Here is a 24,561-nt window from a genome sequence, read left to right on the forward strand (position 1 = left end):
AACTCCTGTGGGTGGCGTTACGCACTGCGCATGGGCTGGTTGCGCGGCGTGCCATGGCGATTTCTAGCTCGCCGTTTTCCCAAATTCAAGGCAACGCCGGCCCGTCCGGGCGCCTTTGGCAATAGTTCACATCAATACAAGTAACGACGAGCAACGCCCGAAAAAGCACCCGACAACGTGCGCCGGTCAGGCGGCCCGGGGCCGTCGCGAGGGCCGCGGTACAACGTCGCCGGCGTGCGCCTGCGGCATCGCGGCAATGGCGCGCGTCACGTCGCCCACCACGATCACCGAGGGACTGGCCATGTGTTCGCGCTCGATCGCGGCCGACAGCTCGCCCAGCGTGGTGCTGATGTGGCGCTGGGTTGGCAGGCTGGCGTTCTGGATCACGGCCACCGGCGTAGCGGCGGGCAGCCCGCTCAGCAGGTCCTGCTGGATGCGCTGCGCGCCGCGCACGCCCATGTAGATCACCAGCGTCAGCTTCGCGCTGTGTGCGGTGGCGGCCAGGGCGCGCCAGTCGGCGCCGTCGCCCGCGCCCCCCACGGGGGCGTGACCGGTGATGAACACCACGCCGTGCGCATGTTCGCGGTGCGTCAGCGGCACGCCCAGCGAGGTGACGGCGGCGAGGCCAGCGGTGATGCCGTTGACCACCTCCACCTGGATGCCGGCGACCTGCAGGTGCTCCACCTCCTCGCCGCCGCGCCCGAAGATGAACGGGTCGCCGCCCTTGAGCCGGACCACGGTTTCGCCCTCGCGCGCGGCCATGATCATGAGCTTTTCAATGAAGGCCTGCGGTGTGGACTTGCAGCCGCCGCGCTTGCCGACAAACACGATGCGCGCCTGGGGCGACGCATAGGCCACGATGCCGTCGCCGACCAGGTCGTCCACCAGCAGCACAGTGGCGGCCGCGATGGCTTTCACGGCCTTGAGCGTGAGCAGTTCCGGGTCGCCGGGGCCGGCGCCCACCAGCGTGACTTGTCCCGTGCCGCCGGCGCTATTTTTGAGTGAATTCATGGTGGGGAGACCAGACGCAAGATATGTTCCACCTGCCGGGCGATCGGCGCGGGCACCGCCTGCTTGCCCGTCATGACGGCCCGGATATAGGCAGCGGTGCTGGCGGCATCGATCGCCTTGGGCAGATTGGGCAGCGCGGTCAAGGGGCCGCTCTGGGCCTCCTCCAGCGCCACGCGCCGGCCGGCCACGAAGCCCGTCATCTGCGGCATGCGGCGCGGGTCGGCGACGCCCTCGCCCTCGGTGCCGCGCAGCAGCAGGGCATTGGCCTGCACCAGCTCGAACACCGCCGCCATCGAGACGGCGTATTCGGGATGGGTATAGCTGCCCACGACCAGGCTGGGGCCGGCGCAGGGGTTCATCAGTTTGACCAGGCTGTGCGCCGGGTTGCGCAGGCCGACCGCGCGGCGCACGTCGAGCAGGCGCTGCAAGCCGGCGCTCAGTAGCTGGGTGGGGACAAAGGCCACTTCGCCGGGTGCTACGGGTTTGATAGCGGTCTGTGCCCGTATGTCAAGGGCTTCCAGCACTTCTGACGTATAGACCCGGGTGTTTTCGGTGGCCGTGCCATGCACCAGCACCGGCAGCCCTTCGCGCGCCAGCAGCAGCGCCAGCAGCGGCGTCAGCAGCGGCAGTTTGCGCGCGCCGTTGTAGCTGGGCAGCACCACCATGGGCTTGTCCGTCGCCGGCAGTTTGTGCAGGCGTGCATGGGCCGCGTCGAGAAAACCCGCCATCTCGGTGGGCGTCTCGCCCTTGATGCGCATGGCCAGGCAGAAGCCGCCCACTTCCAGGTCGGTCACCGCGCCGTCGAGCACCTGGCCAAACAAATCGGCGGCCTGCTCGCGCCCCAGCGCGCGCGCGCTGCTCCGGCCGCGGCCGATTTCCTTGAGGTACTGACTGATTGCCATACCCCGATTGTCTTTGATGCCTGATGACTTTGGGTTATGAGCTGATATTTGCCGCGCGCCTGGCGCGCCGGTCTCAGGCGGCCTGTTTCAAAGGTGCGGTCGCCCGGATGATTTTGCGCAGTTCCGGCACGCAGGAACCGCACTGCGTGCCACATTGCAGCCTGGCCTGCAGCGAGGCCAGGCGGCTGTCCTCCGGGCCCTGCACGTCCGCCAGATGGGCGCGGATGGCCGTGTCCGTCACGTTCAGGCAGGTGCACACCTGTTGGCCGCGCGATTGCACCGCGACCGGCGCCTTGGCGCCGGGCACCAGCAGCAGGCGGCCGTACGCCTGCGCCGGCAGCTCGTCCTGCAGCAGGGTCCTGATCCAGCTCTCGGCGCTGATGTCGCCGGCCAGCACAAAGCCCGTGAGCCGGGCCTGATCGCCCATGCGCGCGAGCCGGGCCGCGCGGCGCTGGCCCTTTTTCTTGTCGGCGTAGCGCAGCACGTCGGTGCCGCCCAGGCCCAGCAGGCGCTCGATGGCCGCAATGACCTCAATGGGCGCCGCTTCGTAACTGGCCGCGCGAAACAGCAGGCCGGTGCGCTCGCGGCCAAAGGGCACGCAGCTGGCAAACGGAAACAGCGCCATCAGGCGCTTGAGCTCCTCGCGCGCCGCCAGCGCCCGCTCATCCGGCAGCCAGGCCACGCCGAGCAGCGACCATGGCAACTCGGCCTTGAGGATTTTCACCGCCGCGTGCTTGAGTTCGGGCTGCTTCGAGCTCGGGCAAAAGGCCGAGGTGGTCAGCGCATTCACGCCGGCCAGCCGCACCCCCATGCTGCTGACGCCGCTGAGAAACTCGTCGCCCCAGTGCATGGCGATGAAGGCCTGGGACAGGCCCAGTTCGCTGGCACCCTGCACCGGCAGCACGATGGAGCCGCGCTTGCTGGTGACGTGGACCAGGTCGCCTTCCTTGAGGCCGCGGCGCGCCATGTCCTGCGGGTGCAGCTGCACGGCCGGCTCGGCCACGTGGCCGAACAGCCGGCCCAGCGTGCCGGTGCGGCTCATGCCGTGCCACTGGTCGCGCAGGCGCCCGGTGGACAGGCTGAACGGGTAGCGCGACTCGCGCGGCTCGGCCACGGGCCGGTAAACGGTGTCGGCGAAGCGGGCCCGGCCGTCGGGCGTGGGGAAGACGCCGTCTTCGTACAGGCGCGCCTGGCCGACCGTCTCGCCTTCCGGCAGCGGCCACTGTTGCGGACCCTGGTCGTCGAGCCGGGCGTAGCTCAGGCCCGTGATGTCGAGATCGCGGCCGCGCGTGGATTCGCGGTGTTCGTTCCAGATGGCTTCGGGCGTGTCGTAGGGGAACAGGCTCTTGTCGGCGCGGACGGGGAGCAACTGCTCCAGGCGCTTTGCAAACTGCATCGCAATGGCCCAGTCGTGGCGCATTTCGCCCGGCGCGGGCACGGCGGCGCGCACCCGGCTGATGCGCCGCTCGCTGTTGGTGACCGTGCCTTCCTTCTCGCCCCAGGTCGTGGCGGGCAGCAGCAGGTCGGCGTAATCGCAGGTGGCGGTGGTGGCAAAGGCTTCCTGCACCACCACGAACTCGCAGCGTTCCAGCGCGCGGCGCACGGTGGCCTGGTCGGGCATGGACTGCGCCGGGTTGGTGCAGGCAATCCACAGCGCGCGGATTTCGCCGTCGGCCGCGGCCTGGAACATTTCCACGGCGGTCTTGCCGGGCTTGTCAGGCACCGAGGACACACCCCACAGCGCGGCCACCTCGGCGCGGTGCTGCGGATTCGCCAGGTCGCGGTGCGCCGACAGCAGGTTGGCCATGCCGCCGACCTCGCGCCCGCCCATGGCGTTGGGCTGGCCGGTCAGCGAGAACGGGCCCGCGCCGGGTCGGCCGATCTGGCCGGTGGCCAGGTGCAGGTTGATCAGCGCGGTGTTCTTGGCGGTGCCGCTGCTCGACTGGTTCAGGCCCTGGCAGTACAGGCTGAGCGTGGGTGCGCGACGCCCCGCATCGCCCGCCGGGGCGCCGGCGAACAGCTGCGCCGCGGCATACAGGTCTTCCCTGGTGATGCCGCAGACCTGCGCCACGAGGGCCGGCGTGCAGTCGCGCAGCGTGGCCTTGAGCGCGTCGAAGCCGCTGGTGTGGGCCGCGATCCAGGCGGTGTCCAACCAGCCTTCCCACAGCATGATGTGCAGCATGCCGTTGAACAGCATCACGTCGGTGCCGGGCTGCAGCGGCAGATGCAGGTCGGCGATCGCTGCGGTGTCGGTGCGGCGCGGGTCGGCCACGATGATTTTCAAGGCCGGGTTGGCGGCCTTCGCGTCCTCGATGCGGCGGAACAGGATCGGGTGCGCCCAGGCCGCGTTGCTGCCGACGATGAAGAGGCACTGCGCGTGGTTTACGTCGTCGTAGCAGGCGGGCGGCGCATCCATCCCGAGCGTCTGCTTGTAGCCCGCCACCGCGCTGCTCATGCACAGGCGCGAGTTGGTGTCCACGTTGTTGGTGCCGATCAGGCCCTTGGCCAGCTTGTTGAAGACGTAGTAGTCCTCGGTCAGCAACTGGCCCGAGAGGTAGAAGCCCACGGCATCGGGGCCGTGCTCGCGGATGACGCGCGCGAAGGTCTGGCTGGCCAGGTCAAGGGCGGCGTTCCACGCCAGCGGCACGGGCGCTTCATGCCGGCGCAGGCGCTGCATCGGGGTAAGCAACCGGGTTTGCCGGGTCACGGCCGCGCTGGCCGTCAGGTGCAGCGTGGCGCCCTTGCTGCACAGCCGGCCGAAGTTGGCCGGATGCTCCGGGTCGCCGCGCACGCCCGTGACCTGGTCGCCCTGCGACTCGATGATCACGCCGCAGCCTACACCGCAGTAGGGGCAGGTCGAACGCGTTTCATGCGTCATGCGGTGGCGGCTGCCTTCAAAGCCGGTCCGGCAACGGGTTTGGGCAGGTCGGTGGCATGGCTGGCAAGTTCAGCGGCATCCAGGTACACGGTGCCGGCCTCGACCCTGACGGCAAAGCGCGGCGTGCAGCCCTCGTCGGGGGCCTTGGCGCAGCCGTCGTCCAGGCCGATGACGCGGTTGTGCAGGGGGCAGGCCACGCTGGTGCCGAACACGATGCCCTGCGACAGCGGGCCGCCCCGGTGCGGACAGCGGTCGAGCAGCGCGAACACCTGGTCCTGGTCGTTGCGGAACACGGCGACGGCGACGCCCTTGGGGCGCGCCACCCGGCGCGCGCCCAGCACGGGGATGTCTTCAACGCGGCAAATGGCTTTCCAGTCGTTCATGTGCTATTCATTTTGTAGCCGAATGTGCCCTGTGGACAAGGGCTGGCAGCGATTTTCATTCAATATCCGGTGGTCAGACCGTGAGCGGCGCGAACTGCCGCGTGTCCACGCCCGCCTTGTCGGTCTCGAACCACGGATCGGGTTCGCCATCCACGCTGAACTGCAGGCGCTCCCACAGCGCCTTGCGGCCCTCGGCGTCGTCCAGGATCCGCCGCTTCACGTAGTCGAGGCCGACGCGCTGGATGTAGTGCACGGTGCGCTCCAGGTACCAGCCTTCCTCGCGGTACAGCTGCAGGAAGCCGCCGGCATACTCCAGCACCTCCTGCGCGGTCTTGACCTTCACCAGGAACTGCGCGACCTCGGTCTTGATGCCGCCGTTGCCGCCCACATGGATTTCCCAGCCCGAATCGACGCCGATCACGCCCACGTCCTTGATGCCCGATTCGGCGCAGTTGCGCGGGCAGCCGCTCACCGCCAGCTTGACCTTGTGCGGCGCGTACATGCGCCACAGCGCGCGCTCCAGGTCCTTGCCCATCTGCGTGCTGTCCTGCGTGCCAAAGCGGCACCACTCCGATCCGACGCAGGTCTTCACCGTGCGCAGCGCCTTGGCGTAGGCGTGGCCGGAGGGCATGCCGATGTCCTTCCAGACGTTCTGCAGGTCTTCCTTCTTCACGCCCAACAGATCGATGCGCTGGCCGCCCGTGACCTTGACGGTCGGGATCTTGTATTTGTCGACCGCGTCGGCGATGCGGCGCAACTCGCTGGCCGTGGTCTCGCCGCCCCACATGCGCGGGATCACGCTGTAGGTACCGTCCTTCTGGATGTTGGCGTGGCTGCGCTCGTTGATGTAGCGGCTTTGCGGGTCGTCCCTGGCCTCCTTGGGCCAGGTCGAGAGCAGGTAGTAGTTGACGGCCGGGCGGCACATTGAGCAGCCGTTCGGCGTGCGCCACTCCATGAAGTGGAACACGTCGGCAATCGCCAGCAGCTTGTGCGCCCGGATGGCCTCGCGCACCTCCTGGTGGCTGTGCTCGGTGCAGCCGCACAGGGCTTTCTTCTTCGGCGTGGCCGAGTAGTCGCCGCCGGCCGTGGCCATCAAAATCTGCTCGACCAGCCCGGTGCACGAGCCGCAACTCGCGCTGGCCTTGGTGTGCTTGCGTACCTCGTCGAGCGTGAACAGGCCCTTGTCCTTGATCGCCTTGCAAATGGTGCCCTTGGTGACGCCGTTGCAGCCGCAGACCTCGGCCTCCATCGGCATGGAAGCGGCCTTGCTGTGGCCTTCATGGCCGCTGTCGCCGATGTTGGATTCGCCGAACATCAGCTTGTCGCGGATGTCATGCACGCTGCGGCCGTCGCGCAAGAGCTTGAAGTACCAGCTGCCGTCCACCGTGTCGCCGTACAGGCAGGCGCCGACCAGCTTGTCGTCCTTGATCACCAGCTTCTTGTAGACCCCGCCGAACGGATCGCTCATCACCAGCTCTTCGGTCCCTTCGCCGCCCATGAATTCACCGGCCGAGAAGAGGTCGATACCCGTGACCTTGAGCTTGGTCGAGGTCAGCGAGCCGGTGTAGCGGCCGATGCCGAACTGCGCCAGGTGATTCGCCGCCACCTTGGCCTGCTCGAACAGCGGCGCCACCAGGCCGTAGGCGATGCCGCGGTGCGCCGCGCATTCGCCCACGGCGTAAATGCGCGCGTCGGTCACGGTCTGCAAGGTGTCGCCCACCACGATGCCGCGATTGCAGTGCAGTCGCATCGTTTCGGCCAGTTCGGTGTTGGGGCGGATGCCGACCGCCATCACGACCAGGTCGGTCGGCAGCTCGGTGCCGTCCCCCGGGTCGCGGCCCGGGGCAGGCTTGAAGCGGATGGCCATGACCCTCCCATCCCGGTCGGGGATCAGCGCTTCGGTCTGCGCGCCGATCATGAATTTCAGCCCGCGGTCTTCCAGCGATTTCTGCAGCAGCCTGCCCGCCACATCGTCGAGCTGGCGCTCCATCAGCCAGGGCATCACATGCACCACGGTCACGTCCATGCCGCGCAGCATCAGGCCGTTGGCCGCTTCCAGTCCCAGCAGGCCGCCGCCGATGACGACCGCGCGCCTGTATTTCTGCGAGGCCTCGATCATCGCGTTGGTATCGGCGATGTCGCGGTAGGCGATCATGCCCTCCAGATCCTTGCCCGGCACCGGCAGGATGAACGGATTCGAGCCGGTGCACATCAGCAGGCGGTCGTACGGCTCCTCGGTGCCGTCCTCGGCGCGCACGATGCGGTGCACGCGGTCGACCTCCACCACCTTCTTGCCGGCATGCAGCGTGATGTGATTCTCCTGGTACCAGTCCCAGGAGTTGAGCACGATCTCGTCGAGCGTCTGCTCGCCCGCGAGCACCGGTGACAGCAGGATGCGGTTGTAGTTGGGGTGTGGCTCGGCGCCGAACACCGTGATGTCGTAGAGCTCGGGCGCGATCTTGAGCAATTCCTCGATGGTGCGAACCCCGGCCATGCCGTTGCCCACCATCACCAGCCTGGACTTTTTCATACTGTGTCTCCGTAACGAGTTGGACTACATCCGCAAGTCCCGTGCCAGTTCGCCGCGCCATGGTCAGTGCGGGCCCGCCATGCTGGCTGCGCTCCTGTTTGTTGCATTGCACCAATCTGGACGGGAAACATGCCTGCCCGTGGTGCATGCGCTTGCAACGCGGTATCGACTCGCCGACCGGCTTCGTCGTGGTGCTCCGGGATCGTCGGTCACGAACTGACGCAGGGTGATTTGCTATGGGCCGCACGCCCTTGTCCATCAGGGCCTCGCGCGATTTCGAAGGCGCCTGGCGTACATCTTGCTCAGAGCCTGTGCAAGCACTCAATCCCGTCTTGATGCTGCGCCCGGGGCGGGGCGTGATGCGCAGTTTTTATTCATAGAGGACTATCCATGAAGAATGTCATTGCTTCACTCAAGAGCGGAGACTGGCGGGCGTTGCTGGCCTGTTTTCTCTATTTCGACTCGGGCTTCACGGTCTGGGTCATGCTGGGTCCGCTGGCCCCCTTTATCAGCAAGGACATCGCGATGTCCCCGGCGGAGCAGGGATTTCTGGTGGCGGTGCCCGTGCTCGCAGCCGCGATTCTTCGCGTCACTTTGGGGAACCTGTTTCAGTCGGTGGATGGCCGAAACATCGCGCAGATGGGCGTTCTGCTGTCCGCCATCCCTGCCTTTGTTCTGCTCTTGACGCCGGGCGCACCCTCGTACCTGATGCTGCTGGTGCTCGGAGTGTTTCTGGGCATGGGCGGCGCCAGCTTCGCCGTTGCTTTGCCGATGGCCGGCAGCAACTACCCGCCCCGGGTGCAGGGCCTGGTGCTGGGGCTCGCGGCGGCGGGCAACATCGGCGCCGTGCTGGACGGCTTCATGTTCCCGACACTGGCCGGTGCGTTCGGGTGGCAGAAGGCGACCGCTGCGGCCTTGCCCTTGCTGGCGTTGACTTCCCTCGCGATTTTCTTCTGGGCGAAGGATCGCAGCCCCAAGACGGGCAGTCCCCTGCCGGCGTTTGGCGGCTTCGCGGTGACCCTGTTCGGGTTGATCGGCATGGTGCTGCTCGTGCATGCGGGGGCTCTCGGTGGTGGCAAGGCCGGGCTGCTGTTGCTGCCTTTCTTGGGCGCCCTCATGGCCGTCGCGGTGCTGCCCCAACGTTACCGCGCCGTACTGGCCGAGCGCGACACCTGGGTGATCATGCTGGTCTACAGCATCACCTTCGGTGGCTTTGTCGGCATGTCGTCCTATGTCTCACTGCTGCTCACCAGCCTGTACCAAATGTCCAAGATCAATGCGGGCCTGCTGATGGCGCTGATGGCCTTTACCGGCGCCATCTTGCGCCCCTTCGGCGGCCTGATCGCCGACCGGGTGACGGGCGTGCGGGCGTTGCTCTTCCTGCTGGCGGGCATCTCGGTGCTCGACTTCACCTTCGCGGCCACCATGCCCCCGCTGGCCGGGGGCGTGGTATTGCTGCTCGGTCTCTACACCTGCTTCGGACTGGGCAACGGCGCGACCTTCCAGCTGGTGCCGCATCGCTGGCAAGGAAAGACCGGCGTGATGACGGGGATCATTGGCGCGGCCGGTGGCATTGGGGGCTTCTACCTGCCCGTCGTGATGGGCATCGCCAAGCAGAGCACCGGCAGCTACCAGATGGGGTTTGTCACCTTCGGCGCCATCGCGGCGCTCGCCTTCGTGCTGGTCGCCGTCCTGCGCCAGAAGTGGATGGCGTGGGCGATACCCGGGCATGCACAGGGCGCGCGGCCGCCCGCCTTGGGGATGGCGACCGCAATGAAGTAAATCCGGCAGACCGCGTGGGGTGTGGTGGCGCCAGCTCAGGCCGGGCCGGAGCCCTGGCGGCTGGCCTCGAACAGGAACCAGGTGCGCCGCTCGGTCTCGTCGATCCAGACTTCGATCAGGCTGGCGGTGGCGATGTCGCTGTGCTCCTCGCACACGCCATGGGCCTCGCGCAGGCTCGCGGCCAGCGTCTTGTTGTCCTCGCGCAGCTCGGCCAGCATGTCCTGCGGCTCCACGTAGTCGGCATCGTTGTCCAGCACGCGCTGGGTGCGCGCGATCTGGCCGATGGAGCGCAGCGTGGTGCCGCCCACCTTGCGCACGCGCTCGGCGATCGGGTCGGCCATGGCGAAAAGCTGGTCACCCTGTTCGTCCAGCAACAGGTGGTAGTCGCGGAAGTGCGGCCCGCTCATGTGCCAGTGAAAATTCTTGGTCTTGAGGTAGATCGCGTACACGTCCGCCAGGATGGCATTCATGGCGCCGGTGATGTCCCGGGTCGCGGCAGCCCTGAGGTCGCTGGGCGTGGCCAGCGGCGCCTTCTGCCGGGCCTTGAGAGACTCGGTCTTGCTTGCTGAATTCTTCTTCATGGAGATTTCCTTTTCAATCAATGAGCCGCCCCGACCTGCGGCGCGGAGCATCAACATACTCCCATTTTGTGTCGCTGTGCAGTGTCGCAGGGATTGCACTTGCGCAGAAACCCGGCGCACACCCGAGGGGCAGGGCGCTTGCCCCTAAACTCGGTGCCATGACGGCAAATCTGTTGGTGCTGGGTATCGAATCCTCGTGCGATGAAACCGGCGTGGCCCTGGTCGAGACGCGCGGCCCCGGCGTGCCCGTGCTGTGCGCGCATGCGCTGCACAGCCAGATCGAGATGCACCAGGCCTACGGCGGCGTGGTGCCCGAGCTCGCGAGCCGCGACCATATTCGCCGCGTGCTGCCGCTCACGCAAAAAGTGCTGGGTGAAGCTGGCCGCGCGCTCACCGAGGTCGATGTGGTGGCCTACACGCGCGGTCCCGGGCTGGCCGGCGCGCTGCTGGTCGGTGCGGGCGTGGCCTGCGCGCTCGGCGCGGCGCTGGGCAAACCGGTGCTCGGCGTGCATCACCTGGAGGGGCACTTGCTGTCGCCGTTCCTGAGTCTTGATCCGCCGCAGTTTCCGTTCGTGGCGCTGCTGGTGTCGGGCGGCCATACGCAGCTGATGCGGGTCGATGGCGTCGGGCACTATGAGCTGCTGGGCGAGTCGATCGACGACGCGGCGGGCGAGGCCTTCGACAAGTCGGCCAAGCTGATGGGCCTGGGCTATCCCGGTGGCCCTGCGCTGTCAAAACTGGCCGAGCACGGCGACGCGGCCGCCTTCAAATTGCCGCGCCCGTTATTGCACAGCGGCAATCTGGATTTTTCGTTTGCCGGACTCAAGACGGCGGTGCTGGTGCAGGCCAAAAAGCTGGGCGATCAACTCGAAGCGCGCAAGGCCGATCTGGCCGCATCGACGCAAGCCGCGATCGTCGAGGTGCTGGTGAAGAAGTCGCTGGCGGCGCTGCGCCAGACGGGCTTGAAGCGGCTGGTGGTGGCGGGCGGCGTCGGCGCCAACCGCAGTTTGCGGCTGCAGCTCGATGCGGCGTGCCTTGCTGTGGGCGTGCGCGTGCACTACCCCGAACTCCATTTGTGCACCGACAACGGCGCCATGATTGCGCTGGCGGCCGCGATGCGCCTGCAAGCCGGTCAGCAAGCGGCCAGCGAGGCTTACGCATTCGACGTAAAACCGCGCTGGCCGCTGAACTCCCTGAGCCGGAGTTTATAAATAAACAGCCGACAGCCCCGATGCACAAGGCGTTGTGTCGTCATTCCCGCGAAGGCGGGAATCCAGTGCATGCGAACCGTAGATTCCCGCCTTCGCGTGAATGACGAAATGCCGGAGTAGCAACTCAGTTGATGGCGAGCTGCGTGACGTTGCTCACCGGCACCTTCTTCGTCAGCTTCAGCGTGAGCACGCCATTTTCCAGTTTGGCATCGCTGGCGGCGACGTCGATGTCCTGCGGCAGCTCATACGCGGCCTTGTAGCGGCGCGGGGCGCCTTCCAGGCTCTCGATGCGCACGACGTTGCCTTCGATGCCGATGGACAACTGCTCCTTCGCAACGCCGGGCATGTCGAAGCTCATGGTGACGGTCTTGTCGTCCTGCTCGATCGAATAACCCTTTTGACGGGCGGCGAGCAGCGTGTCGTCGAGAAAGCGCTCCAGCGACGGGGCATAGGCGGTGCGGCGCAAAACTGCGGGGGCGACAGGGGTAAAGAACATGGTGGAACTCCTAGTAAACTGCGCGGCTTTCAACATCGATTGCCGCATGCATCGAATCTAGGTGCGATGCGTTTGTTTTCAAGGCAAATTCCCCCATGAATATTTCGCGTCGCCGACTCTTGAATTCCCTCACCGTGGCGCTATGTGCGCCGGCTGCGGCCTTTGCGCAAGCGCCGCAAGGCGGCCCCATCAAGATCGCGTTGATCGAGGGCCTGAGCGGCCCGTTTGCGAATGCCGGCGAGGCTGTGTACCGCAACCTGCTGTGGGCGGTGGAACGCGTCAACGCACGCGGGGGTGTGAAGCTGCCCGAAGCCGCGGGTGGCCACCGGCCGCTGCAGCTCGATCGCTACGACAACAAGGGCCAGAACGAAGAGGCGCTGTCGGCCCTGCGCTCGGCCATCGACGACGGCGCGCAGATTGTGATGCAGGGCAACTCGTCGGCCGTTGCCGCGGCGCTGATCGACGCGATCAACAAGAACAACGAGCGCGAGCCCGACAAGCAGGTCATTTTTCTCAACTACTCGGCGGTCGACCCGATCCTGACCAACGAGAAGTGCAGCTTCTGGCACTTTCGCTTCGATGCCCACGCCGACATGCGCATGGCCGCGTTGATGCAGGTGATCAAGGACGACAAGTCCCTCAAGCGCGTGTACCTGATCGGCCAGGACTACAGCTTTGGCCAGGCCGTGTTGCGCGAGGCCCGGCGCCAGTTGGGTGTGCAGCGCCCCGATGTGCAGATCGTGGGTGACGAGCTGCACCCGATGGGCCGCATCAAGGACTTCATGCCGTACGTCACCAAGATCAAGGCCAGCGGCGCGCAGGCCGTCATCACCGGCAACTGGGGCAACGACCTGACCTTGCTGGTCAAGGCCGCCAAAGAGGTGGGTTTCGACGGCAAGTTCTACACTTTTTACGGCAATGCGCTGGGCGCACCGGCCGCCATTGGCGAGGCGGGCGTGGGCAAGGTCATCGCCGTGGCGGACTGGCTGCCCAACGTGCAGGGTAGCGCCAGCGAGGCGTTTTACCAGGCGTTCCGCCAGCGCTTCCCGAAACCGGCGGACGACTATGTGCAAATGCGCATGCAGCTCATGATGCTGGCGCTGGCGCAGGCGATCGAAAAGGCGGGCACTACCCATTCAATCGCGGTGGCGAACCAGCTGGAGCGGGCTCGCGTCAGTTTGGGGGGGCAAACCGGCGCGATGCGCGCGCTCGACCACCAGTTCCAGCAGCCGCTGGTGGTGGGCCTGATGGAGCGCCAGGGCACGCCCGGCGTGAAGTTCGACGTCGAAGGCTCGGGCTACGGCTTTCGTGTGATCCGGCAAATCAGCGCAGCGCAGGCCGAGCAGCCCACGACATGTCGCATGGCGCGTCCGTCCTGACTACGAGCCGTAGCCCAGGCAGGCGCCCGCGTTGGGCATGCCCTTGCACTCGCGCTGCAGGCGCCGGTCGCGCTCGGCGCGGGTTTCGCCAGAGCCTTTTTCAAACCTGATGCGCCCGGCCTTTTTGTCCTTGGACGCGTGCGTGGTCTGCGCGCCGCCTTTTTTGCCCTTGGTCTCGGCGGCGTTGGCGCCCAGACACAGCAGTGCGGCAGCGCACAGTACGGCAATGGCGTTGCCGGGACGATAAACCTGTGGAATCCTGGAATACATGCAATCTCCCTGCCGGCATGGATGCTGCCGGTAAAACCATCATAGCGGCAGCACCATCGCCCGAGCTGCTGCGGGCGTGTCGGCGACAATAGACACCCCGTTGCCCCTGCACCTCTGTCTGCCCGATCATGCGTCAAGCCATCCAGAACCTCGAAGAATCCAAAATCCGTGAAGTTGCCAATGCCGGCATGGGCCGCAGCGACGTGCTGGCCTTCTGGTTTGGCGAGAGTGACGAGGTCACGCCCGATTTCATCCGGCAGGCGGCCATCGACTCGCTGCAGCGCGGCGAAACCTTCTATGCGCACAACCTGGGCCTGCCCGAGTTGCGCGAGGCGGTCGCCGGCTACATGAGCACGCTGCACGGCAAGGTCGCGGCAGAGCGTATCGCGATCACCTCGGGCGGCGTGAATGCGCTGATGCTTGCCATGCAGGCGCTGATCGACGCGGGCGACGAGGTGGTGGCGCTCACGCCGGTCTGGCCCAACCTCACGGCGCAGCCCCTGATCCTGGGCGCGAAGCTGCGCTGTGTGCCGCTGCGGCCGGTGCCCCGCGGCCCGGACCGTGGCGCCTGGTCGCTGGACCTGGACGCGCTGCTCGCCGCCATCACGCCGACGACGAAGCTGCTGATCCTCAACGCACCGAACAACCCGACCGGCTGGACGCTGACGCGTGCCGAGCAGCAGGCCATCGTCGAACACTGCCGCCGCACCGGCACCTGGATTCTGGCCGACGAGGTGTACGAGCGCCTGTACTACGCGGGCGACACCGCGAACGGCAGCGCCCCGAGCTTTCTGGATGTGACCACGCCCGAGGACCGGCTGGTGGTGGTGCACAGCTTTTCCAAGAGTTTCCTCATGACCGGCTGGCGTCTGGGCTGGCTGGTGATGCCGCCCACCATGACGCACCACATGGGCAAGCTGATCGAGTTCAACACCTCGTGCGCCAGCGTCTTCACCCAGCGCGCGGGCGTGGTGGCGCTGGAGCGCACGGCCGAGGTCACGCCGCGCGTGGTGGCGCACCTCAAGACCTGCCGCGATACGCTGGTGCCGCTGCTGCAGGCCGTGCCCGGCGTGCAGGTGGCGCCGGCCCGGGGCGGGATGTATGCCTTCTTCGGCCTGGAAGGCCATGGTGACTCCCTGCTTACTGCCAAACGGCTGGTGACCGAGGCCGGGCTGGGGCTGGCGCCGGGCAATGCCTTTGCGCCCGAGGCCCAGGGCTGGCTGCGCTGGTGCTTCGCCTCGAAGGACCTGCAGCGGCTGGAGCAGGGTGTGGACCGGCTTAAAACCTGGCTCAGGTTATAATTGACAGGTTTTGCACAGTGCAAGGCGCACGTCGGCTGCAGTTCCAGCTACCGACGCAAGTCAAACATTCACAGGAAAATTGAAATGATCGCATCCAGTATCAAGGCCGAAGTTGTCAAGGCCAACGCGCGCAGCGCCACCGACACGGGCAGTCCCGAAGTGCAAGTGGCCCTGCTGACCGCCCGCATCAACGAGCTCACCCCCCACTTCAAGACCCACGCCAAGGACCACCATGGCCGCCGTGGCCTGCTGCGCATGGTGAGCCGCCGGCGCAAGCTGCTCGACTATCTGAATTCCAGGGACCACGACCGTTACGTCGCGCTGATCGCCAAACTCGGTCTGCGCAAATAAGCGGTCCATTGAATGCAAGCGCCTGAGTTAGTTCACTAGCTCAGGCGTTTTTTACTTCGGAGCCGGGCAATACGAATGCGCGCTGTGTCATTCCAGAAGAAATCAGGAGTTTTGCGTGATTTTTTCTGGAATGGCATCGTGTTCTGACCGCCAGACTCCGGGCCATTGGTGCAGCCTCATGCGCCGGATTCTTCAGGAGCCATCCTCATGACCATCTTTAACAAAGTCACCAAGACCTTCCAGTGGGGTGCCAACACCGTCACCATGGAAACCGGCGAAATCGCGCGCCAGGCCAGCGGCGCCGTGCTGCTCGACATCGACGGCACCGTGGTGCTGGCCACCGTGGTTGGCAAGACCGAGGGCAAGGCCGGCCAGGACTTTTTCCCGCTGACCGTCGATTACCTTGAAAAAACCTATGCCGCGGGCAAGATTCCCGGCAGCTTCTTCAAGCGCGAGGGCCGCCCCAGCGAGTTTGAAACCCTCACCAGCCGCCTGATCGACCGCCCTATCCGTCCGCTGTTTCCCGAAGGCTATTTCAACGAAGTGCACGTGGTGATCCACACCCTGTCGCTGAACCCCGAAGTGGACGCCGACATTGCAGCCATGATCGCGACCAGCGCGGCTTTGTGCGTCAGCGGCATTCCGTTCAGCGGCCCGATCGGTGCGGCCCGCGTGGGTTACATCAACGGCGAATACGTGCTCAACCCCGGCCAGACCGCGCGCAAGGACTCGAGCATGGACCTGGTGGTGGCCGGTACCGAAGCCGCCGTGCTGATGGTCGAATCGGAAGCCAAGCAATTGTCCGAAGAAATCATGCTTGGTGCCGTGGTGTTCGGCCACGAGCAGAGCCGCATCGCCATCAATGCGATCCATGAGCTGGTGCGCGACGCCGGCAAGCCGGTGTGGGACTGGAGGGCTCCGGCCAAGGACGAAGTGCTGATCGCCAAAGTGGCTGCGTTGGCCGAAGAAAAGCTGGCTGCGGCCTACCAGATCCGCAACAAGCAGGCGCGCACCCATGCCACGCGCGAAACCTACACCTGGGTGATGAAGGGTCTGAAGGCCGAGGGTGTTGAATTCGACACCGTGGCCGTCGAAGGCCTGCTGTTCGACATCGAAGCGCGCATCGTGCGCAACCAGATTCTGGCCGGCGAGCCGCGCATCGACGGGCGTGACACGCGCACCGTGCGGCCAATCGAAATCCGCAACAGCGTGCTGCCGCGCACCCACGGCTCGGCGCTGTTCACGCGCGGCGAAACGCAGGCGCTGGTGGTCACGACCCTGGGCACCGAGCGCGATGCGCAGCGCATCGACGCGCTGTCCGGCGACTACGAAGACCGCTTCATGCTGCACTACAACATGCCTCCGTTCGCCACCGGCGAGACCGGCCGCGTCGGCAGCCCCAAGCGTCGCGAAATCGGCCATGGCCGACTCGCCAAGCGCGCCCTCGTGGCGGTGCTGCCGAGCAAGGACGAATTTCCCTACACCATGCGCGTGGTGAGCGAAGTGACCGAGTCCAACGGCTCCTCGTCGATGGCCTCCGTCTGCGGCGGCTGCCTGTCGCTGATGGACGCCGGCGTGCCGATGAAGGCGCACGTGGCCGGCATCGCCATGGGCCTGATCAAGGACGGCAGCCGCTTTGCCGTGCTGACCGACATCCTGGGTGACGAGGATCACCTGGGCGACATGGACTTCAAGGTGGCCGGTACCACCAACGGCATCACGGCGCTGCAGATGGACATCAAGATCCAGGGCATCACCAAGGAAATCATGCAGGTCGCGCTGGCGCAGGCCAAGGAAGCGCGCATGCACATCCTGGGCAAGATGCAGGAAGCCATGGGCGAGGCCAAGGCCGAAGTCTCCAGCTTCGCGCCGCGCCTGTTCACGATGAAGATCAACCCCGAGAAGATCCGCGACGTGATCGGAAAGGGCGGCTCCGTGATCCGTGCGCTGACCGAAGAGACCGGCTGCCAGATCAACATCGACGAAGACGGCACCATCACAATCGCCTCGACCGACCCGGAAAAGGCCGAAGCGGCGAAGAAGCGCATCGAGCAGATCACGGCCGAGGTCGAGATCGGCAAGGTCTACGAAGGCCCGGTCACCAAGATCCTGGACTTCGGCGCGCTGGTCAACCTGCTGCCGGGCAAGGACGGCCTGCTGCACATCAGCCAGATCGCCAACGAGCGCGTCGAGAAGGTCTCCGACTACCTGACCGAGGGCCAGATCGTCAAGGTCAAGGTGCTGGAGACCGACGAGAAGGGCCGCATCAAGCTGTCGATGAAGGCGCTGCTGGACCGTCCGGCGCAGCCTGGCTATGGCGCCGATCATCCGGGTGCCGTCAACCCGTCGTGATTTGCTATTGAAAATATAGCTAATAACGCCCTTGCACCAAGGGCTACGAGGTTAAAAGATCATGAAAGCGATTGAAATCACAGCCTTTGGCGCGCCTGAGGTCCTGCGTGCGGGCGAGCGCGATGCACCGGTGGCCGGCGCGGGCGAGTTGCTGATCCGCGTGGCGGCCTGCGGCGTGAACCGGCCCGATGTGCTGCAACGCACCGGCAACTACCCGGTGCCGCCCGGCGCCTCGGATATTCCGGGGCTGGAAGTGGCCGGCGTGATCGAGAGCGGCGACGCGAGCGCGATGGCACAGGCTGGTTTCAAGGTCGGTGACCGCGTGTGTGCGCTGGTGGCCGGGGGTGGTTATGCCGAGCTGTGCGTGGCGCCTGTCGGCCAGTGCCTGCCCGTGCCCCAGGGGCTGAGCGATGTGCAGGCCGCTTCGCTGCCTGAAACGTTCTTTACCGTGTGGAGCAACGTGTTCGACCGCGGTCGCCTGCAACCCGGCGAGACGCTGCTGATCCAGGGCGGCTCGAGCGGCATCGGCGTCACGGCCATCCAGATGGCCAAGGCGCTGGGCGCGACGGTGATCGTCACGGCTGGCAGCGACGACAAGTGCGCGGCGTGCCTGGCGCTGGGCGCCGACCATGCGATCAACTACAAAACGTCCGACTTCGCCGAAGAGGCCAAGAAGCTCACGGGCGGCCTGGGCGTGAATGTGATTCTCGACATGGTGGCCGGCAGCTACGTGGCGCGCGAAATCGACTGCCTGGCCGAGGACGGCCGTCTCGTCATCATCGCGGTGCAGGGCGGCGTCAAGAGCGAGATCAACGCCGGGCTGGTGCTGCGCCGCCGGCTCACGGTGACCGGCTCCACGCTGCGTGCCCGCCCCGTGGCGTTCAAGACGGCAATTGCGCAGGCCTTGCGCAAGAACGTCTGGCCGCTGATCGAGGACGGCCGCATCAAGCCGGTGATTCACAGCACCTTCGCGGCCGCGCAGGCTGCCCAGGCGCATGCGCTGATGGAGTCGAATCAGCATGTGGGCAAGATCGTTTTGACATGGTGATCGCGTGACGAAGCAGCTCATCGCCGGAAACTGGAAGATGAATGGCAGCCTGGCTGCCAATCAGGCGCTATTGCAGGCCGTGTTGGCCGGCCTGGGCTCGCCCGCCTGCGCGGTGGCGGTCTGCGTTCCGGCGCCTTATCTGGCGCAAGCCAATGCCTTGCTTGCGAGTGGCGCTATCAATTTGGGAGCGCAGGATATATCTGCGCATGAGGCCGGTGCCTACACCGGCGAAGTGTCCGCCGCGATGCTGAAGGATTTCGGCGTGCGTTATGCGATCGTGGGCCACTCCGAGCGGCGCCAGTACCACGGCGAGACCGATGCCGTGGTGGCCGCCAAGGCACAGCGCGCGCTGGAAGCCGGCATCACGCCGATCGTGTGTGTCGGCGAGACCCTGGCCGAGCGCGACGCAGGCCAGACCGAGGCCACCGTCACGCGCCAGCTGGCTGCGGTGATCGCCGCCACCGGCCCGCGCATCGGCGACATCGTGCTGGCCTACGAGCCGGTGTGGGCCATTGGTACCGGCAAGACCGCCACGCCACAGCAGGCGCAGCAGGTGCACGCCGTGCTGCGCGCGCAGCTGGCCGACGCCTGCGAGCAGGCCGCCGGAATAGCGATTTTGTACGGCGGCAGCATGAATGCCGCCAACGCGGCCGAACTGCTGGCCCAGCCCGACATTGACGGCGGCCTGATTGGCGGCGCCTCTTTGAGTGCCCCGGATTTTTTGAAAATTATTACTGCAGCCCGCAAAGGGTAAGCGGTTGATGCTATAGATTTAGGAGTATTGAGATGCATGTCGTACTAAACATCCTGCTGGCGGTCCAGATACTGGCGGCCATCGGCCTGATCGGCCTGATCCTGGTTCAGCACGGCAAGGGTGCCGACATGGGGGCGGCTTTTGGCAGCGGTGGTTCGGGCAGCCTGTTTGGGGCCAGTGGCAGTGCCAACTTCCTGTCGCGTTCCACGGCCGTTCTGGCCACGGTGTTTTTCGCGTGCACGCTGGCGCTGGCGTATTTTGGCAATTTGCGCCCGGTCAACACCGACAGTGGCAGTGTGCTGGAGCGCGCGGCCGTGACCGCTCCGGCGCCCGCACCCGCAGCGTCCGGCATCGCCACGCAGATTCCTGCCACGACTGCACCAGCTCCGCAATCCAGTCCGGTGCCGGCCACCGCCGTGCCCGCGGCGCCCGCGGCGTCCGGTGCGGGGCAGATTCCGACCCGCTGAACGCCTCTGTAAATCGCCCCGTCTGCATCGAATGCAGGAAATTTCAGGGTAAACTAGCAGACTGTCCGGAGAGCCAAAGCCGCAAGGCGCCTCATGCCATCCGGACAACGAAAAAAACCGCCGTCGTGGTGAAATTGGTAGACACGCTATCTTGAGGGGGTAGTGGCGAAAGCTGTGCGAGTTCGAGTCTCGCCGACGGCACCAAACAAAAAACTCGCCGGGCAGGGTGCTGGCGGGCATAAGCGGTGATCAGAACTCCAGATGAACCTCGATCAATACCTCCCCGTTCTCTTGTTCATTCTGGTTGGCATTGGCGTTGGTATCGTGCCCCAGGTGCTCGGCTACATCCTCGGCCCAAATCGCCCCGACGCTGCCAAGAACTCCCCTTACGAATGTGGCTTCGAGGCGTTTGAAGACGCGCGCATGAAGTTCGATGTACGGTACTACCTCGTGGCCATCCTGTTCATCCTGTTCGACCTGGAGATCGCGTTCCTGTTTCCGTGGGCCGTCTCGCTCAAGGAAATTGGCGCGCTCGGCTTCTGGGCCATGATGGTTTTTCTGGGCATCCTCGTCGTCGGCTTTGTCTACGAGTGGAAAAAAGGCGCCCTCGATTGGGAATGAAGCAAAAGGCGGGAGAGCATTATGGCCATTGAAGGTGTTTTCAAGGAAGGCTTCGTCACCACCAGCTACGACTCGGTGATGAACTGGGCCAAAACCGGCTCGCTGTGGCCGATGACGTTCGGCCTGGCCTGCTGTGCCGTGGAGATGATGCACGCAGGCGCCGCGCGCTACGACATCGACCGCTTCGGCATGCTGTTTCGCCCCAGTCCGCGCCAGTCCGACCTGATGATCGTGGCCGGCACGCTATGCAACAAGATGGCGCCGGCGCTGCGCAAGGTCTACGACCAGATGAGCGAGCCGCGCTGGGTGCTCTCGATGGGCTCGTGCGCCAACGGCGGTGGCTACTACCACTACAGCTATTCGGTGGTGCGCGGCTGCGACCGCATCGTGCCGGTGGACGTGTATGTGCCGGGCTGTCCGCCGACGGCCGAAGCGCTGCTGTACGGCATCATCCAGCTGCAGCAGAAGATCCGCCGCACCAACACCATTGCGCGCGCCTGAAGGGACTTCGATGACCGCGTTTGCCGTAAATCCCGAAACCCTCAAAGACACCATCGCCGCGGTGCTGGGCGAGAGGGCCAAACATATCAGTCTCAAGCTGGGCGAGGTGACGGTGGTGGTATCCGCCGCCAACTATCTGCAGGTTGCATTGATCCTGCGCGATGCACCGGGTTGCCAGTTCGAGCAACTCATGGATCTGTGCGGCGTGGATTACTCGCAGTACAAGGATGGTGTCTGGGATGGCGCCCGCTACTGTGTGGTGCTGCACCTGCTGTCGGTGAGCCTGAACCAGCGCGTGCGCCTCAAGGTCTTTGCACCCGACGACGACCTGCCCGTGGTGGCGTCGGTGACGGGTGTCTGGAATGGCGCCAACTGGTTCGAGCGCGAGGCGTTCGACCTGTTCGGTATCGTGTTCGAGGGGCACAGCGACCTGCGCCGCATCCTGACCGACTACGGTTTCATCGGCCATCCGTTCCGCAAGGACTTCCCGACCTCCGGCCACGTCGAAATGCGTTACGACGCAGAGCAAAAACGGGTCATCTACCAGCCCGTCACGATCGAGCCGCGCGAGATCACGCCGCGCATCATCCGCGAAGAGGATTACGGGGGACTTCATGGCAGAGATTAAGAACTACACCCTCAACTTCGGGCCGCAGCATCCGGCGGCGCACGGCGTTTTGCGCCTGGTGCTCGAGCTCGATGGCGAGGTCGTGCAGCGTGCCGACCCGCACGTGGGCCTGCTGCACCGCGCCACCGAAAAGCTGGCCGAGAGCAAGACCTACATCCAGTCGCTGCCCTACATGGACCGCCTCGACTACGTGTCGATGATGTCCAACGAGCATGCGTATTGCCTGGCGATCGAGCGGCTGCTGGGCGTCGAGGTGCCCGAGCGTGCGCAGTACATCCGCGTCATGTTTGCCGAAATCACGCGGCTGCTGAATCACCTGATGTGGCTGGGCGCGCACGGGCTCGATTGCGGCGCCATGAATGTGCTGATCTACTGCTTTCGCGAGCGCGAGGATCTGTTCGACATGTACGAGGCAGTCTCGGGTGCGCGCATGCATGCGGCGTATTTCCGCCCGGGCGGTGTGTACCGCGACCTGCCCGATACCATGGCGCAGTACAAGGTCAGCAAGATCAAGAACGCCAAGGTGATCGGGCAGCTCAACGAAAACCGCCAGGGCTCGCTGCTCGATTTCATCGATGACTTCTGCACGCGCTTTCCAGCCCTTGTCGACGAGTACGAAACCCTGCTCACCGACAACCGCATCTGGAAGCAGCGCACCGTGGGTGTCGGCGTGGTCACGCCCGAGCGCGCGCTCAATCTCGGCTTTACCGGTGCCATGCTGCGCGGCTCCGGCGTCGCCTGGGACCTGCGCAAGAAGCAGCCCTACGAGGTCTATGACCGCATGGACTTCGACATCCCCGTGGGCAAGACCGGTGACTGCTACGACCGCTACCTGGTGCGCGTGGAAGAAATGCGCCAGGCCAATCGCATCATCAAGCAGTGCGTGGACTGGCTGCGCGTGAATCCGGGTCCGGTGATCACCGACAACCACAAGGTGGCGCCGCCCGCGCGCGAAGCGATGAAGTCGAACATGGAAGACCTGATCCACCACTTCAAGCTGTTCACGGAAGGCTTCCATGTGCCCGAGGGCGAAGCCTATGCGGCGGTCGAGCACCCCAAGGGCGAGTTTGGCATCTACATCGTGAGCGACGGGGCGAACAAGCCCTACCGGCTCAAAATCCGTCCGCCCGGATTCGCCCACCTCGCGGGGATGGACGAGATGGCGCGTGGCCACATGATTGCCGACGTCGTCGCCATCATCGGCACCCTGGACATTGTGTTTGGAGAGATTGATCGATGATCTCTGAAGTCATGAAGGCGCGCTTCGCCAAGGAAGTCGCAAAGTACCCGCCCGAGCAAAAACAGTCGGCCGTGATGGCCTGCCTGGGCATGGTCCAGCTGGAGCAGGGCTACATCAGCCAGGACAGCGAAAAAGAAGTCGCCGCCTACCTCGGCATGCCGCCAATCGCCGTGCACGAGGTGACGACCTTCTACAACATGTTCAACCAGCAGCCCGTGGGCAGGTACAAGCTCAACGTGTGCACCAACCTGCCGTGCCAGCTGCGCGACGGGGATCGCGCGCTCCAGCATCTGGAGCAGCGGCTGGGCATCAAGATGGGCGAGACCACGGCGGACGGAATGTTCACGCTGCAGCAAAGCGAGTGCCTGGGGGCCTGCGCCGATTCGCCCGTGCTGCTGGTGAACGACCGCACCATGTGCAGCTTCATGAGCAACGACAAACTCGACCAGATGATTGATGGTTTGCGGGCCGCCGACGCTGTGGCCCAGCCGGCCGCCGAGGTGAAGTAATGTCTCCAGAAAATATCCTGTCGCAATTTGCCGCCACCGGCACCGAGACCTGTTTCCACGGCCGGCATATCGAGCCGCAAATTTATGCAGGGCTGGACGGTTCCAACTGGCGCCTCAAGGACTATGTGGCGCGCGGCGGCTACCAGGCGCTGCGCAAGGTTCTGGGCAAGGACGGCGTCGCCGGTAATGAAGCCGGGCTGACGCAGGACCAGGTGATTGCCACGGTCAAGGAGTCCGCGCTGCGCGGTCGTGGCGGCGCGGGTTTCCCGACGGGGCTCAAGTGGAGCTTCATGCCGCGCCAGTTTCCGGGCCAGAAGTACCTGGTCTGCAATTCGGACGAGGGCGAGCCGGGGACCTGCAAGGACCGCGACATCCTGCACTACAACCCGCACATCGTGATCGAGGGTATGGCCATTGCCGCCTACGCCATGGGCATCACGGTCGGCTACAACTACATCCACGGCGAGATCTTTGCGAGCTACGAGCGGTTTGAAGAGGCGCTGGAAGAGGCGCGCGCCGCCGGTCTGCTGGGGGATCACATCCTGGGCAGCAGCTTCAGCTTCCAGCTGCACGCGTTTCACGGCTTTGGCGCCTACATCTGCGGCGAAGAAACGGCCCTGCTGGAATCGCTGGAAGGCAAAAAGGGTCAGCCCCGCTTCAAGCCGCCGTTCCCGGCCAGCTTCGGCGTGTACGGCAAGCCTACCACCATCAACAACACCGAAACCTTCGCGGCCGTGCCGTGGATCATCCGCAATGGCGCGCAGGCATACCTGGCGTGCGGCAAGCCGAACAACGGCGGCACCAAGATCTATTCGGTCAGCGGCGACGTGCAGCGGCCCGGCAACTACGAAATCCCGATGGGAACGCCGTTCGCCAAACTGCTCGAACTGGCGGGCGGGGTGCGCGCAGGGCGCCAGCTCAAGGCCGTGATTCCGGGCGGCTCGTCGGCCCCGGTGCTGCCGGCCTCCATCATGATGAACTGCACCATGGACTACGACTCGATCGCCAAGGCCGGCTCCATGCTCGGCTCGGGCGCCGTGATCGTGCTGGACGACTCGCGCTGCATGGTGCGTTCGCTGCGTCGGCTGAGCTACTTCTACATGCACGAGTCCTGCGGCCAGTGCACACCCTGCCGCGAAGGTACGGGCTGGCTCTGGCGCATGGTGAACCGCATCGAGAACGGCCAGGGGCGCCAGGCCGACCTGGATGTGCTGGACTCGGTGGCCGATGGCATCATGGGGCGAACGATTTGTGCGCTGGGCGATGCCGCGGCCATGCCGGTGCGCGCCATGATCAAGCATTTCCGTCCCGAATTCGAATACCACATCGAGCACAAGACCTGCCCGGTCCCCGAGTACGTCTGAGC

Annotated in this window: 23 protein-coding genes and 1 tRNA gene; 16 read left to right on the forward strand and 8 right to left on the reverse strand. The window is 65.4% G+C overall.

What is annotated here, in order from left to right; translation table 11 throughout:
- Positions 1 to 186: 186 nt before the first annotated feature.
- From cobA to nirB, 5 genes are all read right to left on the reverse strand, one after another.
- A complete protein-coding gene (cobA, locus tag B0E49_RS06390) occupies positions 187 to 1,011 on the reverse strand; it encodes a uroporphyrinogen-III C-methyltransferase (protein ID WP_077561348.1) in 825 nt (274 codons plus the stop codon).
- On the reverse strand, positions 1,008 to 1,913 hold the full coding sequence (ybiB, locus tag B0E49_RS06395) for a DNA-binding protein YbiB (RefSeq protein ID WP_077561349.1): 906 nt from the start codon (positions 1,911 to 1,913) through the stop codon (positions 1,008 to 1,010). Before ybiB ends, cobA begins: the two co-directional genes overlap by 4 nt.
- Before the next feature lie 73 nt (positions 1,914 to 1,986).
- Positions 1,987 to 4,791, reverse strand: a complete 2,805-nt coding sequence (locus B0E49_RS06400; RefSeq protein ID WP_077561351.1) for a nitrate reductase — start codon at positions 4,789 to 4,791, stop codon at positions 1,987 to 1,989.
- Positions 4,788 to 5,174 (reverse strand): nitrite reductase small subunit NirD, encoded by a 387-nt coding sequence (nirD, locus tag B0E49_RS06405; protein WP_077561353.1) that lies wholly within the window; start codon positions 5,172 to 5,174, stop codon positions 4,788 to 4,790. Before nirD ends, B0E49_RS06400 begins: the two co-directional genes overlap by 4 nt.
- A 73-nt stretch (positions 5,175 to 5,247) precedes the next feature.
- Entirely contained in the window at positions 5,248 to 7,704 is a 2,457-nt protein-coding gene (nirB, locus tag B0E49_RS06410) for a nitrite reductase large subunit NirB (protein WP_077561355.1), read from the reverse strand.
- A 390-nt stretch (positions 7,705 to 8,094) separates the two neighbouring features.
- Between nirB and B0E49_RS06415 the strand changes: the two genes are divergently transcribed.
- Complete coding sequence (locus B0E49_RS06415) at positions 8,095 to 9,486, forward strand: MFS transporter (protein ID WP_077561356.1); 1,392 nt, start codon at positions 8,095 to 8,097, stop codon at positions 9,484 to 9,486.
- 35 nt (positions 9,487 to 9,521) lie between these two features.
- Here B0E49_RS06415 and B0E49_RS06420 read toward each other — a convergent pair whose 3' ends face one another.
- Complete coding sequence (locus tag B0E49_RS06420; protein WP_077561358.1) at positions 9,522 to 10,067, reverse strand: Dps family protein; 546 nt, start codon at positions 10,065 to 10,067, stop codon at positions 9,522 to 9,524.
- 158 nt (positions 10,068 to 10,225) lie between these two features.
- Between B0E49_RS06420 and tsaD the strand changes: the two genes are divergently transcribed.
- The gene (tsaD, locus tag B0E49_RS06425) at positions 10,226 to 11,278 is read left to right on the forward strand and encodes a tRNA (adenosine(37)-N6)-threonylcarbamoyltransferase complex transferase subunit TsaD (protein WP_077561360.1); all 1,053 of its coding nucleotides are present in this window, start codon (positions 10,226 to 10,228) and stop codon (positions 11,276 to 11,278) included.
- 124 nt (positions 11,279 to 11,402) lie between these two features.
- Here tsaD and B0E49_RS06430 read toward each other — a convergent pair whose 3' ends face one another.
- Complete coding sequence (locus tag B0E49_RS06430; RefSeq protein ID WP_077561362.1) at positions 11,403 to 11,774, reverse strand: Hsp20/alpha crystallin family protein; 372 nt, start codon at positions 11,772 to 11,774, stop codon at positions 11,403 to 11,405.
- Positions 11,775 to 11,869: 95 nt separating this feature from the next.
- Between B0E49_RS06430 and B0E49_RS06435 the strand changes: the two genes are divergently transcribed.
- On the forward strand, positions 11,870 to 13,153 hold the full coding sequence (locus B0E49_RS06435; RefSeq protein ID WP_077561364.1) for a branched-chain amino acid ABC transporter substrate-binding protein: 1,284 nt from the start codon (positions 11,870 to 11,872) through the stop codon (positions 13,151 to 13,153).
- Here B0E49_RS06435 and B0E49_RS06440 read toward each other — a convergent pair whose 3' ends face one another.
- Positions 13,154 to 13,423: a hypothetical protein gene (locus B0E49_RS06440; RefSeq protein WP_077561365.1), complete on the reverse strand. Its 270-nt coding sequence runs from the start codon at positions 13,421 to 13,423 to the stop codon at positions 13,154 to 13,156. It lies immediately after the preceding gene.
- Positions 13,424 to 13,551: 128 nt separating this feature from the next.
- Here B0E49_RS06440 and B0E49_RS06445 point away from each other — a divergent pair, with 128 nt between their 5' ends.
- The 13 genes from B0E49_RS06445 (at position 13,552) to nuoF (ending at position 24,559) form a co-directional block, all read left to right on the forward strand.
- Complete coding sequence (locus tag B0E49_RS06445) at positions 13,552 to 14,724, forward strand: pyridoxal phosphate-dependent aminotransferase (protein ID WP_077561366.1); 1,173 nt, start codon at positions 13,552 to 13,554, stop codon at positions 14,722 to 14,724.
- 84 nt (positions 14,725 to 14,808) lie between these two features.
- On the forward strand, positions 14,809 to 15,075 hold the full coding sequence (gene rpsO / locus B0E49_RS06450) for a 30S ribosomal protein S15 (protein WP_077561367.1): 267 nt from the start codon (positions 14,809 to 14,811) through the stop codon (positions 15,073 to 15,075).
- A 207-nt stretch (positions 15,076 to 15,282) separates the two neighbouring features.
- Positions 15,283 to 17,427, forward strand: coding sequence for a polyribonucleotide nucleotidyltransferase (gene pnp / locus B0E49_RS06455; RefSeq protein ID WP_077561368.1), 2,145 nt, complete (start codon positions 15,283 to 15,285; stop codon positions 17,425 to 17,427).
- Between the two features lie 61 nt (positions 17,428 to 17,488).
- Positions 17,489 to 18,475 (forward strand): NAD(P)H-quinone oxidoreductase, encoded by a 987-nt coding sequence (locus tag B0E49_RS06460; RefSeq protein WP_077561369.1) that lies wholly within the window; start codon positions 17,489 to 17,491, stop codon positions 18,473 to 18,475.
- 4 nt (positions 18,476 to 18,479) lie between these two features.
- Positions 18,480 to 19,229, forward strand: coding sequence for a triose-phosphate isomerase (gene tpiA / locus B0E49_RS06465; RefSeq protein ID WP_077561370.1), 750 nt, complete (start codon positions 18,480 to 18,482; stop codon positions 19,227 to 19,229).
- Between the two features lie 32 nt (positions 19,230 to 19,261).
- Positions 19,262 to 19,696, forward strand: a complete 435-nt coding sequence (gene secG, locus B0E49_RS06470) for a preprotein translocase subunit SecG (RefSeq protein ID WP_077561371.1) — start codon at positions 19,262 to 19,264, stop codon at positions 19,694 to 19,696.
- 119 nt (positions 19,697 to 19,815) lie between these two features.
- Positions 19,816 to 19,900, forward strand: a tRNA-Leu gene (locus tag B0E49_RS06475).
- Positions 19,901 to 19,957: 57 nt separating this feature from the next.
- Positions 19,958 to 20,317, forward strand: a complete 360-nt coding sequence (locus tag B0E49_RS06480) for an NADH-quinone oxidoreductase subunit A (protein ID WP_077561372.1) — start codon at positions 19,958 to 19,960, stop codon at positions 20,315 to 20,317.
- Positions 20,318 to 20,338: 21 nt separating this feature from the next.
- Positions 20,339 to 20,818: a NuoB/complex I 20 kDa subunit family protein gene (locus B0E49_RS06485; protein ID WP_077561373.1), complete on the forward strand. Its 480-nt coding sequence runs from the start codon at positions 20,339 to 20,341 to the stop codon at positions 20,816 to 20,818.
- Between the two features lie 10 nt (positions 20,819 to 20,828).
- Positions 20,829 to 21,446 carry an NADH-quinone oxidoreductase subunit C gene (locus B0E49_RS06490; protein ID WP_077561374.1) on the forward strand — a complete coding sequence of 206 codons (618 nt, stop codon included), beginning with the start codon at positions 20,829 to 20,831 and terminating at the stop codon, positions 21,444 to 21,446.
- Complete coding sequence (locus tag B0E49_RS06495) at positions 21,433 to 22,686, forward strand: NADH-quinone oxidoreductase subunit D (protein ID WP_077561375.1); 1,254 nt, start codon at positions 21,433 to 21,435, stop codon at positions 22,684 to 22,686. Before B0E49_RS06490 ends, B0E49_RS06495 begins: the two co-directional genes overlap by 14 nt.
- Positions 22,683 to 23,195, forward strand: a complete 513-nt coding sequence (locus B0E49_RS06500; RefSeq protein ID WP_077561376.1) for an NADH-quinone oxidoreductase subunit NuoE family protein — start codon at positions 22,683 to 22,685, stop codon at positions 23,193 to 23,195. The genes B0E49_RS06495 and B0E49_RS06500 overlap by 4 nt, the downstream gene beginning before the upstream one ends.
- Complete coding sequence (gene nuoF / locus B0E49_RS06505; protein WP_077561377.1) at positions 23,195 to 24,559, forward strand: NADH-quinone oxidoreductase subunit NuoF; 1,365 nt, start codon at positions 23,195 to 23,197, stop codon at positions 24,557 to 24,559. Before B0E49_RS06500 ends, nuoF begins: the two co-directional genes overlap by 1 nt.
- The last annotated feature ends 2 nt before the right edge of the window (positions 24,560 to 24,561 follow it).

It is taken from the genome of Polaromonas sp. C04, from assembly GCF_002002705.1.
In the GTDB taxonomy this organism is placed as follows: domain Bacteria; phylum Pseudomonadota; class Gammaproteobacteria; order Burkholderiales; family Burkholderiaceae_C; genus Rhodoferax_A.